Source organism: Evansella clarkii, assembly GCF_002019695.1.
GTDB classification, from domain to species: domain Bacteria; phylum Bacillota; class Bacilli; order Bacillales; family Salisediminibacteriaceae; genus Evansella; species Evansella clarkii.
Window position 1 is genome coordinate 1,825,240 of record NZ_KV917376.1, and the last position, 16,584, is coordinate 1,841,823.

The 16,584-nt window shown below is 45.3% G+C and carries 10 protein-coding genes; all 10 read left to right on the top strand.

What is annotated here, in order from left to right; translation table 11 throughout:
* Positions 1-73 precede the first annotated feature (73 nt).
* The 10 genes from BK582_RS08250 to BK582_RS08295 all read left to right on the top strand — a co-directional run bounded on the left by BK582_RS08250 (position 74) and on the right by BK582_RS08295 (position 16,374).
* Entirely contained in the window at positions 74-2,305 is a 2,232-nt protein-coding gene (locus BK582_RS08250; RefSeq protein ID WP_078594153.1) for an alpha-galactosidase, read from the top strand.
* A gap of 118 nt (positions 2,306-2,423) precedes the next feature.
* A complete protein-coding gene (locus tag BK582_RS08255) occupies positions 2,424-4,409 on the top strand; it encodes a beta-galactosidase (protein ID WP_078594155.1) in 1,986 nt (661 codons plus the stop codon).
* Positions 4,410-4,424: 15 nt separating this feature from the next.
* Complete coding sequence (locus tag BK582_RS08260; protein ID WP_078594157.1) at positions 4,425-5,417, top strand: LacI family DNA-binding transcriptional regulator; 993 nt, start codon at positions 4,425-4,427, stop codon at positions 5,415-5,417.
* Positions 5,418-6,137: 720 nt separating this feature from the next.
* Positions 6,138-6,794 carry an ABC transporter permease gene (locus BK582_RS08265; protein WP_476729630.1) on the top strand — a complete coding sequence of 219 codons (657 nt, stop codon included), beginning with the start codon at positions 6,138-6,140 and terminating at the stop codon, positions 6,792-6,794.
* A gap of 89 nt (positions 6,795-6,883) precedes the next feature.
* Positions 6,884-7,852, top strand: a complete 969-nt coding sequence (locus tag BK582_RS08270) for an ABC transporter ATP-binding protein (RefSeq protein WP_078594161.1) — start codon at positions 6,884-6,886, stop codon at positions 7,850-7,852.
* 491 nt (positions 7,853-8,343) lie between these two features.
* On the top strand, positions 8,344-9,099 hold the full coding sequence (locus BK582_RS08275; RefSeq protein WP_078594163.1) for an ABC transporter permease: 756 nt from the start codon (positions 8,344-8,346) through the stop codon (positions 9,097-9,099).
* Positions 9,100-9,200: 101 nt separating this feature from the next.
* A complete protein-coding gene (locus BK582_RS08280; protein ID WP_078594165.1) occupies positions 9,201-10,118 on the top strand; it encodes a glycine betaine ABC transporter substrate-binding protein in 918 nt (305 codons plus the stop codon).
* A gap of 222 nt (positions 10,119-10,340) precedes the next feature.
* On the top strand, positions 10,341-11,849 hold the full coding sequence (gene asnB, locus BK582_RS08285; RefSeq protein ID WP_078594167.1) for an asparagine synthase B: 1,509 nt from the start codon (positions 10,341-10,343) through the stop codon (positions 11,847-11,849).
* Positions 11,850-12,814: 965 nt separating this feature from the next.
* Positions 12,815-14,968 carry an ATP-binding protein gene (locus BK582_RS08290; protein ID WP_078594169.1) on the top strand — a complete coding sequence of 718 codons (2,154 nt, stop codon included), beginning with the start codon at positions 12,815-12,817 and terminating at the stop codon, positions 14,966-14,968.
* The gene (locus BK582_RS08295) at positions 14,968-16,374 is read left to right on the top strand and encodes a sigma-54-dependent transcriptional regulator (protein ID WP_078594171.1); all 1,407 of its coding nucleotides are present in this window, start codon (positions 14,968-14,970) and stop codon (positions 16,372-16,374) included. Before BK582_RS08290 ends, BK582_RS08295 begins: the two co-directional genes overlap by 1 nt.
* The last annotated feature ends 210 nt before the right edge of the window (positions 16,375-16,584 follow it).

The following is a 16,584-nucleotide window of genomic DNA, read 5'->3' on the forward strand; positions in this document are numbered from 1 at the left end:
TCCTTCGATAGAGGAGGCAGCAGACAATAACAAAAATGAACCGACAAACCGGAAACGGGATGAGGGATGAAAAATGGCAGTATTTATTAACGCAGAAAAGCAGCAATTCCATTTAACTAACGGACAAGTAAGCTATATATTTCATGTGATGAAAAACGGCCATTTAGGCAGCCTTTACTATGGCAAAGCGGTCAGGGACCGGGAAGATTTTTCCCACTTTCAGGATTACGGGAACCCGGTGCCAAACAGCTCCCATATCTATAAGGAAGACCCTGCCTTTAGTCTTGAGGCGGTAAAACAGGAATTTCCGGTATACGGGAAAACGGATTTTCGCGAACCGGCCGTGAGTATTAAAACTATAGAGGGAAGCCATATAACGGATTTTAAATATAAGGGCTATAAGGTACTCGAAGGGAAGCCGGAACTTGAAGGACTCCCTTCCACCTACGTAGATGACAGGGGAGAAGCGACAACTCTCCAGATTTTCCTTGAGGATAAAAACCTTGGTGCCGAACTTACTTTAAATTATACGATTTTCCGTGACCATGCTGTTATAACAAGAAGCAGCAGCCTGCGCAATAACGGCTCTGAAAAGTTTTTTATCGAGAGGCTTATGAGCACTTCCATTGATTTTAACCACAAGGATTTTATAATGCATCAGCTCTCCGGTGCCTGGACGAGAGAACGGCACGTTATTGAACGGAGACTCGAACATGGAATTCAGTCTGTTTCCAGTGCAAGGGGAGCAAGTTCCCACCAGCACAATCCATTTTTAGCTTTACAGAGCCTTTCTGCCGATGAGCATCAGAGAAATGTGTATGCATTTAACTTCGTTTACAGCGGGAACTTTCTCGCTCAGGCTGAAGTGGACCACTATGAACAGACGCGAGTCTCGATGGGCATTCATCCATTCCGGTTTGAATGGAAGCTTGAACCGGAAGAGACGTTCCAGAGCCCGGAAGCTGTACTCGTTTTTTCCGATGAAGGCCTGAACGGAATGAGCCGGATATTCCATCAGTTTTACCAACGTCATCTTATCCCTCCATACTGGCGGGAAAAAACGCGTCCTGTACTGATCAACAACTGGGAAGCCACCTATCATGATTTTGATGCAGATACGCTGGAGCGTATTGCTGCAAGTGCAAGTGAGCTTGGAGTTGAGCTGTTTGTCCTGGATGACGGCTGGTTCGGCAAAAGAAATGACGATACCTCTTCCCTCGGAGACTGGGATGAAAACAGGGAAAAGCTTCCGGACGGACTGGACGGACTCGCAGAAAAAATCAGAGGGACCGGCCTTCAGTTCGGCCTCTGGTTCGAACCGGAAATGGTAAGCCAGGACAGCCGGCTGTTTGAAGAGCATCCTGACTGGATTATCGGCAAGCCTGGGGAACATTTTTCTTACGGAAGAAATCAGCTTGTACTCGATTTTTCAAGGCAGGAAATTGTGGAGTACATGTATGGAAAAATGGCTCAGATTATCAGAAAAGCAAAACTCTCTTATATTAAATGGGATATGAACAGAAGTATTACTGAAGCGTACTCTCGTTCCTTAAATGCGGAGGATCAGGGGAAGTTTTTCCATAAGTACATGCTCGGAGTGTATTCCCTGTACGAAAAACTGACAGCTGAATTTCCGGAAGTATTGTTTGAGTCATGCGCAGGAGGGGGCGGCCGTTTTGACCCTGGGATGTTCCGCTACGCGCCCCAGGCATGGGCAAGCGATAATACTGACGCCGTGGAAAGGCTGAAAATACAGTATGGAACTTCCTATGCTTATCCATTATACAGCATCGGCTCCCATGTTTCGGCAGTGCCTAACCATCAGACATTAAGAGAGACCTCCCTTGAAATGAGAGGGAATACAGCGTATTTTGGCACTTTTGGATATGAGCTGAACCCGCTGGAATTGTCTGAAGCTGAGCGGCAGGAAGTAAAAGAGCAAATCATTTTTTATAAAAAACACCGGGAGCTTATCAGGGACGGAGTTTTCCGCAGGCTTAAAAGCCCTTTCCAAGGGAACGAAACGGCCTGGGTTGTTACGGCAAAGGATGGCTCTGAAGCACTTGCCGGCTGGTACAAGGTTCTTGCGGAACCAAACCCGAAAAAGGAACAGACACTTAGGCTTAAAGGGCTGGATCCATCCGCAGAATACATGCTGGACGGAAGCGGTGTGACTTATTTTGGCGATGAATTAATGAACAGAGGACTGAATTTATCCAGAGAGTTCAACGGTGCAAATGGAGCACAGGCGGAACGAGGCGGCGATTTTCAGTCGCAGGTGTTTTACTTGAAAAAAATTAACTAGAATTGTTCAATGCAGCCTCATGCTGCCTGGAACATAGACGAGCTGTGATAATTAAATCCCGGCTCTGGAAAAAGAGCACAGGAAAATTTCAGAGACAACAAAGGGCGGGGTGAAGACGATGTATTTAGGCGTAGATTACTATCCTGAACACTGGGATGTTAACTTTATAGACGATGATCTTACGAGAATGAAAGAGATGGGCGTAAACATAATCCGTATTGGAGAATTCGCTTGGCATATGATGGAGGAGAAAGAAGGGGTTTTTGATTTTTCCTTTTTCGATATGGTAATTGCAAAGGCGAAAGAGTATGGCATGAAAGTAATGTTCGGTACGCCGACAGCTACGTTTCCTGCCTGGCTTGCAAATGCTCATCCGGATATTTTTATAGAGGATGAAGCTGGAGTAAAAATGGCCTTCGGGGGCAGAAGACAGTACTGCTATAATTCGAAAACATATCAGTTTTATTCGGAGCGTATTGTGGAAAAGCTGGTGCAGCATTACAGCGGTGAGGAAGCAATTATCTCCTGGCAGATTGACAATGAATTCGGCCATGAAGGCAGCGATATGTGTTACTGTGGGAGCTGCCATCAAGAGTTCATCGCATACCTGGAAAACAAGTACGAGGATATCAATGAGCTTAATGAAGCCTGGGGAACGATTTTCTGGGGCCAGACGTACAACACATTTGAAGAAATTCCTGTTCCGACAAAAACAATAACTATCCATAACCCGGCAATGAGACTGGACTGGAGCAGATTCAGATCTTACTCCCTCAGCAGGTTCGCTAACAAGCACACTAACCTTGTTAAGCAGCTGAAAGGAGATCACCAGGAAGTTACTACCAATCTCCCTGGCGGATTCTTCGGGAAGTGGTTCGACCATAACGAATTCACCGATGAACTGGATTTCGTATCCTATGATAACTATCCTGTCTGGGGAGGCTTAGTGAAGCCAATTACCCCAGGGCATTTGTCTATGACACTTGATTTTGTAAGAGGGACCAAGGGCCAGGATTTCTGGATCGTTGAGCAGTTGATGGGAGCTCAAGGGCATGATGTAATCGGCTATCTGCCCCGCCCGAAGCAGGCTCAGCTCTGGGCTTATCACGCCTTCACCCACGGCTGTTCCAACATGCTGTTCTTCAGATGGCGGGGGATGAACCGGGGAGCGGAGCAAAACTGCCTCGGTATCATTGATGCGAATAACAGAAAAGGCCGGAAATATTATGAAGTGAAAGAGCTATTTGAAACAGTTTCTGCTCAGAAAGACATTTTGACTGCACCTGTTGAGGCGGAAGTGGCATTTCTTTACGACTTCGATAACATCTGGTCATGGCGTGTGCAGCAGGAAAGCAGTGAATTTGATTATACGAATGAACTGTTAAGGTTATATGAGCCATTTCATGCAAATAATGCTAAAATTGATGTTATCAGGTATGATCGTGATTTTAGCAAATACAAAACAGTCGTAGTGCCAGTTCCTAAATTAATTGATGAAAAACTGGCGAAGCGTCTTGAAGAGTACGTTGCAGACGGCGGAACTTTGATTGTGTCCTTCCGGGCGGGCGTGAAAGACCGTCAGAATAATCTTGAAGTAGGCGAGGTTATTCCCGGAAAACTGTCCAGACTGCTGGGAATAGAGATATTTGAAGCGGAATCATTGAATAAAGATCAGAATGTTCCGGTGGAAGCAGTGTCAGGCGGGAAGCAGGGCGAGTGTACAGTCTGGCGGGATCTTATCACTCCTGTAACCGCAGAACCTCTTTATAAATATGCTGACAAATTTTACAGTGAATATGCCAGTATTACAGTAAATAAGTTTGGAAAAGGGAAAGCTTACTATGTTGGCGCCGGCGTGGAGCCAGCTGTAGCAGAAGAAGTTGTGGCACTTGCAGCGGCTGAAGCCGGGCTGACTCTTCGGGAAACGGAGCAGGGAGTAGAATGTGTGGAAAAGAAGCATGACGGCACTACTTACCTTCTTGTGATGAACCACCAGGACGAGGCAAGGAATTTCAGCGGACATCAATTACAAGCTTTTGAATACAAGCTGTTTGTTGAAAAAGATGGAGAAATACAAGTGGCAGACGAGGTAATGCCCGGATAAAACGGAGGATGTGTTATGGCAACGATTAAGGATATTGCAGAAAAAGTTGGTGTTTCCATTGCAACCGTTTCCAGGGTATTAAATTATGATATGTCCTTGTCTGTAGCGGACGAAACAAAGAAGAAAATCTTTGAAGCAGCGGAAGAGTTTTCGTACAACAAGCATAAGAAAAAGAAACCTGTCCCTTCAAAAATAGCTCTGGTTGATCGTTATACGGAAAAAGAAGAGCTGGATGATCTCTATTATATGTCCATCCGTCTTGGTGTGGAAAAAAGCTGCCAGGAGAAGGATATACAGATTCTGAAATACACGTATAACGATATTGAAGCGATAGATGCGGCTGAAATCAGAGGGGTTATCGCTCTGGGCCGCTTCAGCGACAGACAGATTAATAATCTGAAAAAGCTTGCTGATGTAGTTGTTTTCGTGGATTCCAGCCCCCGCGAAGAAGAGTTTGACGCGGTAGTTGTGGATCTTGAAAACGCCACACGGAAAGTGCTCAATCATTTCATTGAAAATGGCCATGAGAAAATAGGGTACATCGGCGGTTATGAAACTTATAAAGGCGAGCCTGGTAAATATACCGAGCCGCGGGAAATAGCTTTCCGTACCTATTTAACTGAAAAAGGGCTTTTCTCTGATAAATACACTTATTTAGGAGACTTTACTGACCAGGATGGTTACACCCTGATGAAAAAGGCGATTGAAGACCATGGGAGTGACCTGCCGACAGCTTTTTTCGCGGGTAATGATTCCATGGCAATCGGCTGTCTGAAAGCGCTCCATGAGGAAGGGATTAAAGTGCCTGAAGAGGTAAGTATCATGGGTGTCAATGATATAAGTATTTCCAAGTATATCTATCCTCCGTTAAGCACTGTAAAAATACACACGGACTTAATGGGCGAGACAGCTGTCGAGCTTCTGCTTGACCGCCTTGACTCAGAAAGGAAAATCTCCAAAAAAGTAGTCATTGCAACTGATCTGATAATCAGGGAAAGCAGTGTTTAAGAAGTTTGAGGTTTGGCTATGAACGAGTAAAAACGCCTGGATTTTATTATCCAGGCGTTTTTTGTTTGTTGTTGTGTATAGGTTCACCTTAACTGCCCGATTAATAGCGGATCATATGCTTATTTGCTGAACAAGGATCTGTTAGCCCTCCCAGGAGTACCGACTTTTTCGATTTGGCGGAATGAGGATTGGTTTTGCTCGTTTTCTGAAACATGGTTCAAGGCCCAACTTCCGTGAGGCGATATTACCTGTTTAGCTTATTACAATCAATATAGCATCACAGCGTTCTTTGTTGAAAATTGTAAAAAAAATTTTCTGTGTAAAAATATTTTTACGTAAAAATTATTTTATTCTTCTCTCTTTCCCCCTGTAGCAAGAAGGTAAAACGTATGAATCTGCTATTAAGATGTTTGCTGGAAGAAAACAACAAGTGTCTGGAGGCAAGGGAAATCGCAGTCTGAAACGAATTTTGTCGATTTTTTTGCGGTGTTTTGAAAAGTTGGCATGGATTTTGCAAATAAACTATATAAACAGAGTCTGCAGCACCTGATAATCAAAATAAAACACCCATACACAATTTTACACAAAACTGTCGGGGGTCTGGCCCTTGTCGGGGCTCTTGTCCGGAGTCCTTGTCGGGAGCCCTTGGTCGGAGTCCTTCCCGAAGCTTTTTTCGGGCGCTGGCTGGTCGAGACCCTTTGGCTGAATAATTTTTAGGAGGTGGAGAGTTTGCAGAGTGTTTTTCAATATTTCACAAATAACTGGTCTTATATTTTAGAGCTTACATTCCAGCATTTTCAGCTTGTTGCAACAGCGGTTGTGATTGCAATCCTGATCGGCGTGCCGCTTGGAATTTATCTTACTACTAATAAAGCGCTGGCGGAGGCGGTATTGCAGATTTGTGCAATTATCATGACGATCCCGAGTATCGCTTTGTTTGGCCTGATGATTCCGCTGCTCTCGGTAATTAACCAGGGAATTGGCTTTTTGCCGGCTCTTATCGCATTAATCCTTTATTCCCAGCTGCCAATCATCCGGAACACATATGTGGCGATTAACAACGTTAACCCGGACATGCGTGACGCTGCGATAGGCATTGGAATGACAACGTGGCAGCGCCTGCGCCAGGTGGAGATCCCAATTGCGCTTCCAGTCATTATGGCAGGTGTAAGAACAGCTGTCGTGCTGAGCATTGGAATTGGGGCGATTGCCGCATTTATCGGTGCCGGGGGATTAGGAGTTCTGATCGACCAGGGAATTTCAAGGTCGAACCGGGATATGGTAATTGCCGGTGCGATTGGAGTATCCCTTCTGTCAATTATCGCTGACTCGCTCCTCGGTCTCGTACAGAAAAAACTGTCGCCAAAAGGCGCATAAGCAACCAAGCATAACAGCCGGAACGCACTTTTATACCGGCAGGCTTATTAAAGCAAACAAATGAAAACTCAAGTAAGGAGGAATAACGGATGATTCAATTCTCAAACGTTACGAAAATATATAACGGCAATGTTAAAGCTGTCGATGATGTGAATTTTACAGTGCAAAAAGGTAATATCTCCGTATTTCTCGGTCCGTCCGGCTGCGGTAAAACAACGCTGCTGCGGATGGTAAACAGGCTAGTTCCTATAACGGACGGGACGATTTCCATTAATGGAACAGATACTTCTTCATTAAATGAAATTGAACTGAGAAGAAAAATCGGTTATGTCATTCAGAGCAACGGGCTTTTTCCTAATATGAATATTGAGGAAAATGTTTGTATCGTACCTAAACTTCTCGGCTGGGACAGAAAAAAGCAGCGGGATCGTTTCAACTACTTGATGGATCTCGTGGGCCTGGCACCTGATGAGTACAGAAACAGATACCCTCATGAGCTATCTGGAGGACAGCAGCAGCGTGTAGGAATTGTCCGCGCCATGGCAGCTGATCCGCCGGTAATGCTGATGGACGAGCCGTTTGGAGCGCTCGACCCGATTATCCGGACACATATTCAAAACGAATTCCTTCAAATTCAGAAGGAAGTTCAGAAGACGATTCTGTTTGTCTCCCATGATATTGACGAAGCTATCAAAATGGGTGACCGTGTTGCTATTTTCAAAGACGGAAAGCTAATGCAGTATGACAGCCCGGCTGAGCTGCTCGCCAATCCGAAAAATAATTTCGTCCGCCAGTTTGTGGGATCAGACCGCGCTATTAAGAGCCTGAGCCTCTACACAGTTGCAGATTTGCTGGACCAGACAAAACTGAAGCCGGTGAAAAATAAATTAACGACTCCACGTGTTTCTGTAGATACGAATTTAAGGGAAGTACTATCCACTTTATTCAACGGTTCAGAGAGCGAGCTTCTCGTGGAAGACCATAACAAGCAGGTTATCGGCTCCCTGACCATCGCAGATGTGCAAAACTACCTTCAGTCCAACTCCCAGACTGCGTGAGGGTTGTAACTTGCATAGTCTCGCATACCCGCTCGAGTGAAAAAAGCAGAAGAGCGGTAACGCAAGGAGGTCTTGCATGCCCGCTCGAGCGAAAAAAGCAGAAGAGCGGTAACGCAAGAAGGTCTTGCATGCCCGCTTGAGCGAAAAAAGCGGTAGAGCGGTAACGTAAAAGAGTCTCGCATACCCGCTAGAGAGAAAAAAGCAGAAGAGCGGTAACGCAAGAGAGTCTCGCGTGCCCGCTCGAGTGAAAAAAGCAGAAGAGCGGTAACGCAAGAGAGTCTCGCATACCCGCATGAGCGAAAAAAGCAGTAGAGCGGTAACGCAAGAGAGGCTTGCATACCCGCATGAGCGAAAAAAGCAGAAGAGCGGTAACGCAAGAGAGTCTCGCATGCCCGCTTGAGATAACAAAACCAGTCAGAGGTAACGCAGGAAAGTCTCTTGTACCCGAGCAAAACATAAAATCAGGAAATTTTTAAGAAAGGAGTGAGAGAATGAGCAGACAGCTTCTTTTTACAAAAATATTTAAATGGACTTTTACGCTTTTGATTGTAATTTTCTTCATATGGGCTATTACAGGCGGATATTTCCAGATTATTTTTGACCGCCCGCAACAGTTTTTCCATCTGCTGCGCCAGCATGTTCTGATGGTGGCGGTATCTTCAGCCCTTGCCATTGCTGTGGCGATTCCATTAGGTATTTTTGTAACGAGACCGAAGTTTAAAAAGCTGGAGTGGATTGTGCTTAACACAGCTAATCTGGGACAGACAATACCAAGTATCGCAATTCTCGCTATTGTTATGACTTATTTAGGAATTGGTTTTAACTCAGCGGTCTTCGCTTTATTCGCATTTTCCGTACTTCCTATTTTAAGAAATACAGTTGCAGGGATTAACTCTGTGAATCCTTCCTTAAGAGACGCAGCTAAAGGGATGGGGTTAACTCCGGCTCAAGTTTTAAGGAAAGTGGAAATGCCGAATGCTATGTATCCGATCATGGCAGGGGTCAGGACAGCAGTTGTAATGAACATTGGTACTGCCGCACTTGCTTATCTTGTTGGAGGAGGCGGTTTTGGAGACTATATTTTTACCGGAATTGTCATGCGAAGCAATGAATATCTCCTTTCCGGCGCAGTGCCTGTAACGCTTATGGCAGTACTCGTAGATTATATGCTCCGTCAGTCGGAAAGGGTGCTGATTCCGAAAGGTCTTCAGCGTTCCGCTCCATCAGACAACGGGGAAGCGGCTTAATAAGTAAAAGTGCGCAGATAAAACTAAACGGGGGGCCTTCCCGTCAAACGGGAGATTTCCCTAACCATGCAATAATAATTAAAATACCAGGAGGAATAAATATGAAAAAGTTTTTAACAGCTACAGTTTTAAGTGCAGCAGCATTAACACTAGCAGCTTGCGGAGGAGACGACGCGAGCGGCGAAACGAAGGGTGAACTAACAGTTGGAGGTAAGAACTTCACTGAGCAGTTCGTACTTGCAAAAATAACATCTTTGTACCTTGAAGAAAACGGGTATACGGTCGATGAAGCAACCAACATGGGAAGCGAGGTGCTCCGCCAGGCACTTGAAAGCTCTCAGGTGGATCTGTACTGGGAATACACAGGTACAGGACTTGTAAACTACCTTGGTCAGGATCCGGTAGCATCTTCCGAAGAAGCTTATAATATCGTAAAAGAAACAGATGCTGAAGAAAATGCTATTGAATGGCTTGATATGGCTAATCTTAACAACACATATACGTTAATGATGCAGCAGGAAGCAGCCGATGATTTGGGTATTTCCTCCGTTTCCGACCTTGCAGAATATGTTAACAGCAATCCTGGAGAGCTGACATTCGCATCTAATGCTGAGTTTGCCAGCCGTGCAGATGGACTTGCCGGTGTAGAAGAAACTTATGGTTTTGAGTTTGGCGATGCTAATATCGTTCGTATGGACTCCGGTCTAACATACCAGGCGCTTAACGACGCACAGGTTGAAGTAGCCATGGGCTTCTCCACAGACAGCCGTATTTTAGGTTTTGACTTGCTGGCTCTGGAAGATGACTTAGGCTTCTTCCCGGCATACAATGCTGCCGTAACAGTTCGCAGTGAAGTACTTGAAGAGCATGGAGAGCTTGAGGAGCTTTTAGCACCACTAGCTGAATTACTGGATACAGAAACAATGTCAGAACTCAACTATCTGGTTGATATTGAGCAGCAAAATGAATCAGAAGTGGCAAAAGAATGGCTTGTTGAGAACGGCCTTATTGAAGAATAATCTAAAGGTTATTAACAAGCTGTGCTGTTGTATGATTACGCGGTACAGCTTGTTTTTATAAAAATACGGGAAACGTTTGCACTATAAAGCTGAAATAGCCGGTACATAAAAAAATATAAAAAGTACGCCTTCCACATCAGGAAGGTCTGTAGTGAAAATCCGGAATGTTCAAGCAGTTTTACAAGGCAGCTTTTTCCCAAAACTAATCTGAGGTGAATGTTAATGTGTGGCTTTATAGCCGTAACAGGACAATTGCAGGATGAAAAAATGAACGAAATTTTAACGAGCATGAAGCACCGGGGACCAGACGAAGGAGACCATATCAAACTGGATTCCTTCCATTTCGGCCACAGGAGACTTTCCATTGTCGGTGTGGATGAAGGCAAGCAGCCGATAGCCAATAAGGCAGCGGACAAGTACATTGTCTGCAACGGAGAAATTTATAACTTTCCGGTTCTGAAAAGGGAGATGGAGCACGACACGGAATTTTTAACCGAGTCAGACAGTGAAATCGCCCTTAAATTGTATGAACGCATTGGTGTGGAAGGGGTAAAACTTCTTGACGGGATGTTTGCTTTTGTCATTGCTGACGTGAATAAAGGTTCATTTTTCGCAGCCAGGGACACCCTAGGAATTAAGCCTCTTTATTACGGAGAGGACAAGGAAGGGAACCTTGTTTTTGCTTCAGAACTTAAATCTGTTTACTTCATTGCCGAGGAGGCGAAAGAGTTTCCGCCAGGGCACTACTATACTCCTGAAACAGGATTTGTGCAGTACAGGAGGATTGAAGCGGCAAAGGAAACTTTCCCGGCAGATTCAGCGGAAAAAAAGATTTTGTCAGGATTGAAAGAAAAGCTGGAACAAGCAGTAGAAAAACGGCTCATGGCCGATGTTCCTCTTGGCGTACTCCTTAGCGGCGGCCTGGACAGCAGCCTGATAGCCGCGATTACAGCAAAGAAGCACAAGGGGAAAGATCCGCTCAATTCTTTCTGTGTAGGTATCGAGGGAAGCCCGGATATCGCAGCAGCAAGAGATGTAGCGAAAGCTATCGGGACGAAGCATTATGAATATGTATATACGAAAGAAGAACTCATCGAGGCGCTCCCAGAAGTTATTTATCATCTGGAATCGTATGATCCGTCACTTGTGAGAAGTGCAATACCGTGCTTTTTTGTTTCAAAAATTGCTGCTGAAAAAGTAAAAGTTGTTTTGTCTGGAGAAGGTGCTGACGAATTGTTCTCCGGATATGCTTATTTACAGGAGCTGAAGGACTCCGGTAAGCTGAATAAAGAGCTTGTGCGCATTATTAATTCTCTGCACAATATTAATCTCCAGCGTCTTGACCGGATGAGTATGGCTCATTCACTTGAAGGGCGTGTACCGTTTCTCGATCTAGATCTCATCGATTATGCCTTGAGAATTCCTGCAGAGATGAAGCTGTCGTCCGATGATATAATGGAAAAAGCAGTGCTTCGCCGCGCATTTGAAGGGGAGCTTCCGGAGCATATTTTATGGCGTAAAAAAGCAGAGTTCTCTGAAGGAAGCGGAGCTGTAGATATTCTGGAGGAATATGCGGAAGCAGCAATTTCCGATGTGGAGTACCAGAAAGAAAAGAAAGAGCACCTGGTAGAGATTCGTTCAAAGCAGGAACTTCTTTACTACCGGATTTTCAAAGAATATTTTCCACACGACTCTGCCCTGGAAACAGTAGGGCACTGGGCAACGAGCTGATAAAAATTGTGTAAAGAGACTGTTCTTCGGAGCAGTCTTTTTGCTTTCCAGGAGAGTATGGAAAATTGATGCGAAGCTGATTTGGCGGGTGAAAGTTTTTATTAGAAAGCCCCCCCCTGAGTATGTCCAGCTTCATTATTCAAGGGATGCAAGAAGGCCTTGCACCCCATGAGAATGTCCGGCCTCACTACTCAAGTGATGCAAGAAGGCCTTGCATCCCATGAGCATGATCGCCTCCCCTATTCAAGGGATGCAAGAAGGCCATGCATCCCCTGAGTATGGCCGGCTACACTTTTCAAGGGATGCAAGAAGGTCTTGCACCCCATGAGCATGATCGGCTCCACTTTTCAAGGGGTGCAAGAAGGCCTTGCAACCCATGAGAATGTCCGGCTCCACTGTTTAAGGGATGCAAGAAAGCCATGCATCCCTTGAGTATGTCCGGCTCCACTACTCAAGGGATGCAAGAAGGTCTTGCATCCCATGAGAATGTCCGGCTCCACTGTTTAAGGGATGCAAGAAGGTCTTGCATCCCATGAGAATGTCCGGCTTCACTATTAAAGGGGCGCAAGAAGGTCTTGCACCCCATGAGAATGTCCGGCTTCACTATTCAAGGGATGCAAGAAGGTCTTGCACCCCATGAGCATGAGCGGCTACACTTTTCAAGGGGCGCAAGAAGGCCATGCACCCCATGAGCATGACCGGCTACACTTTTCAAGGGATGCAAGAAGGTCTTGCATCCCATGAGCATGACCGGCTACACTTTTCAAGGGATGCAAGAAGGTCTTGCATCCCATGAGAATGTCCGGCTTCACTATTCAAGGGATGCAAGAAGGCCATGCACCTCATTAATATGTCTGCACCGTTTTACAACCATTCAAGTACTTCACTACTTACCCAATAAATACCCCATTTCACCTTTGTGGTAAAATAATAGTAAAGCACCGGAGAAAAGTGAGGCACCCAGGATGAAATTTATCTTTCCAAAAGGCTTAACACATCGTTTTTTTACATTGGGTCTGTTTCTTGTGGTTATTCCGATTACGATTATTTTTGTGCTGGCGATTTATTTGTCACAGAATGTGCTGCAAAATCAGGCCGACGAGCATACCCTTCAGGGTGCTAGAACAACGGCAAATCAGACACAGCAGCTGTTTCTGTCGCAGATCAATATGCTGGAAACAATCGTGGAAAATTACACCGGAGAGGAAGACTTCGATAATTTTATAGAAAGAATTGAGACGGCTTATTTAAAAGATCCGTTTTTTATAGATATTGCATTTATTAATCAGGATGGGGAGAGGGAGAATGAGGCACGAAGGAGTACTTTAGACAGCAGCTCCCTAATGATGGAAGAAAGTGTTTACGAAGAAATGCTCTGGCGAAATTCTTCGTTCGTAACAACGAGAAAAGCGGAGGATGAGAGCAGCCTTGGTGTTTATATAGCTGTGCCCATCCCAGAACCGGCAGCTCCAGAATTAGAAGGAGCGGTCATAGCCAGGACGAATATGTTTTACTTAAACAGACTGCTGCAAAACAGCCGGATAGGGGAAGATAGCAGGACATTATTAGTGACTAATGATGGGGATATATTTGTAGATACTGCCGGAGCAGCAGATGAAGCCCCACCTCAGTCCCTGACAGGAGCAGGATTTTTAAACGACATGCAGCGGGGCAGGATTGGTGTATACAGAGGTGAAGCCTTTGGAGAAGAGGTCCTTGCCGGATATTATCCCGTGGACAGGCTTCCCCTGTACTCTGTGGCAATTCAGCCAATGGAAGAGGCGAATGCACCAATTGGCACATTAAGTGCTGTGCTGACATTTGGCTGGCTCGTAATTTTGGCAACCGGGCTGATTCTCCTGACTGTAAGCATACGCTGGATTGTAAAACCTGTGAAGGAGCTCACTGACCAGGCTGCAGACTATGCTAAGGGAGAAGGCTGGCATTTAAACATTCTAAAAGAGAAAGATGAAATTTTTACCCTTGGGACAGCAATGAAACATATGGCTGAATCTTTACAGGAAAAAGAAAGGTTCCTCCAGCTGATTCTGGAATCCTTTCCGTACGGGGTTATTACAACCGGTACAGATGGAAATGTGACATCCATGAACAAAGCGGGGGCGAAGCTTTTTTCAGGAAGGCGGGAGGATTTTGTTGACAAATCTATCGCCGTTCTCCCTTCGAAAGGGCTGAGGGAGCATCTGCTGAAATACCGGAAAGGTAGCGGGAATTTCAGTGAGACGGAAGAGGAGATCCCCTTTGTTAATAAGGATGGAAGAAGCCTGACGTTAAAAGCAGCCAGCTCACCTCTGCTGGATGAAAAGGGAAAAATGATAGGTGTCCTTACAACATTCTGGGATTATACAGAATTGAAAAAGCTTCAGCAGCATTTACACAGGTCTGAACATCTCGCTGCAATAGGCCAGATGACAGCAGGGCTTGCCCATGAGGTTAAAAATCCTCTCGGTACGATTCAGATGGCTTCTGACGTAGTGGAAGCAGAGTTTGACGATCTAGCCAGGAAACGAGATATTAAAGGGCCTGGACCGTCAATGATTAAAGAAGCGATAACTGATATTCAGGCAGAAACACAGCGGCTGAATGAGCTTGTTACAAGATTTCTGAAAATGAGCCGCCATCATAAAGAAGAAGAACAAAATGTGGATATAGGAAAGCTTGTCCTTGAAGTAAGCAGGCTGCTTTCCCACCAAATGAAGCGGGAAAATATTAATATGGAACTGGATCTGCCAGAGAAACCTCTTTATGTGCTGGGAGACCGGAACCAGCTTGTCCAGGCGTTTTTGAATATATTTTTAAACAGCCTGGAAGCGATGAAAAATCAAGATGACGGGCTTCTGAGTGTCAGTGTGAGAGAAAGCGGCACAAATATTCAAGCCATTGTGGATGATAATGGCATTGGAATACCTGATGGAAAAATTAACAGGATTTTCAACCCGTTTTTTTCAACAAAGCATGAAGGAAGCGGACTTGGGCTTTCAATTACCCATGATATCATTCAGGATCATAATGGAAGTATCGAAGTGGCGAGTCAGGCGGAAGAAGGAACGACGTGTTTCGTTTATCTGCCTGAGAGCATAGAGACGGAGAAGGTGATGTAATGGAGAAAACGATTTTGCTCGTAGAGGATAATGACAAATTAAGAAGACTCATAAAACAGACGCTGCAAAAGGAAGGCTACCGTCTCTTAGAAGCTCCTGACGGGAAAACGGCCAGGAAGCTCTATGAAAATGAATTTATAGATATCGTTCTGATGGATATTTTGCTCCCGGATACGACCGGAATTAAGCTGCTTGAGGAGTGGAATACAGTCAAAAGCGGAAATAACGTCTGTTTTATTCTTTGCACTGCATACGGGGAAGTGGAGGACGCGGTGCAGGCAATGAAGATGGGGGCCTTTGACTATCTGGCCAAGCCTATTAAAGCAGAAGAGCTTAAAGTGGTGATCCGCCGTGCCGTTGAATGGCTGGAATTGAATTTGGAAAACCGCTATTTAAAGCAGGCTTTTGAGGAAAAGAGCCAGCTTCACGACATGGCTGGCAAGAGTGAAAAAATGCAGCGGGTGTTTGAACTGATTGAGAGGGTGTCAAAGCAGAATATTACTGTATTGCTTCAGGGAGAGAGCGGAACCGGAAAGAGCCGGTGTGCTCATGCGATACATCTTGAAAGCGACCGGAAAGACGGGCCGTTTATAAAAGTGAACTGCGCAGCAATTCCATCCCAGCTCCTTGAAAGTGAACTATTTGGTTACCAGAAAGGTGCTTTTACAGGCGCGACACAGCCGCAAAAAGGAAAATTTGAAGCAGCGGACGGAGGCACGTTATTTTTAGATGAAATCGGTGAGATTTCCCTTGAACTCCAGGCGAAGCTGCTGCAGGTTACCCAGGAAAAGACATTCATCCCATTAGGGAGTACGGTGGAGCGTAAGGCAGACATCCGGCTGATTACCGCTACAAACAGAGATTTGTGGCAAATGGTGCAAAGAGGCGAGTTTCGTGAAGACTTATATTACCGGTTAAATATTATCGGCATCCATCTTCCAGCTTTAAGGGAGAGGGAAGAGGATATCCCCCTGCTGGTGAGGCAGGCGCTTGAAACTTTGAAGGAGGAACACGGGAAAAATTACGAGCTGGAAAAAGGACTTCTGAAAAAGCTGACGGATTACCCATGGCCAGGTAATATCAGAGAGCTTCATAATGCTCTTGCAAGGGCGGCTGTACTAAGTCCTGATGATATACTTCGCCTCGAAGATTTTCCTAAGGAAGTTAGAGAATACAGGCAGGAAAAGGATGATAAAGGCACGGCTGCAACAGGACTGGTGCAGCCAGGAGCAGAACCAGGAGGAGAAAATATCTCACTCCCTGACCAGCTGCAGACTTATGAACAGCAGGCAATCGAGGACGCTCTCGCCAAAGCCGGAGGAAGCCAGTCTAAAGCTGCTGAACTTCTTGGCATTTCAAGGCAGAGCCTGCTGTATAAAGTAAGGAAATACGGGATCGAGGTTTAGGTTAGGCTGCTTTGGTTCCATCTAAAGAGGTGCGGTTCCCGCATCTTTTTTTAGGTTGAGGAGATTTCATTCGTGGAACGGAGGATTCTATCTGGGAAATCGAGGTGTCTTGTTTGCGAAGCAGAATCCAACCTTGAACAGATAATTTGATGAAATCAACAGCGAGCATCAATTAAACTATAAAAAAACCTCCACCTTTTCTATTAAAGG

Coding starts and splice junctions, on each gene's coding strand:
- BK582_RS08250 (WP_078594153.1), top strand. CDS start 74: ATGGCAGTATTTATTAACGCAGAAAAGCAGCAATTCCATTTAACTAAC.
- BK582_RS08255 (WP_078594155.1), top strand. CDS start 2,424: ATGTATTTAGGCGTAGATTACTATCCTGAACACTGGGATGTTAACTTT.
- BK582_RS08260 (WP_078594157.1), top strand. CDS start 4,425: ATGGCAACGATTAAGGATATTGCAGAAAAAGTTGGTGTTTCCATTGCA.
- BK582_RS08270 (WP_078594161.1), top strand. CDS start 6,884: ATGATTCAATTCTCAAACGTTACGAAAATATATAACGGCAATGTTAAA.
- BK582_RS08275 (WP_078594163.1), top strand. CDS start 8,344: ATGAGCAGACAGCTTCTTTTTACAAAAATATTTAAATGGACTTTTACG.
- BK582_RS08280 (WP_078594165.1), top strand. CDS start 9,201: ATGAAAAAGTTTTTAACAGCTACAGTTTTAAGTGCAGCAGCATTAACA.
- asnB (WP_078594167.1), top strand. CDS start 10,341: ATGTGTGGCTTTATAGCCGTAACAGGACAATTGCAGGATGAAAAAATG.
- BK582_RS08290 (WP_078594169.1), top strand. CDS start 12,815: ATGAAATTTATCTTTCCAAAAGGCTTAACACATCGTTTTTTTACATTG.
- BK582_RS08295 (WP_078594171.1), top strand. CDS start 14,968: ATGGAGAAAACGATTTTGCTCGTAGAGGATAATGACAAATTAAGAAGA.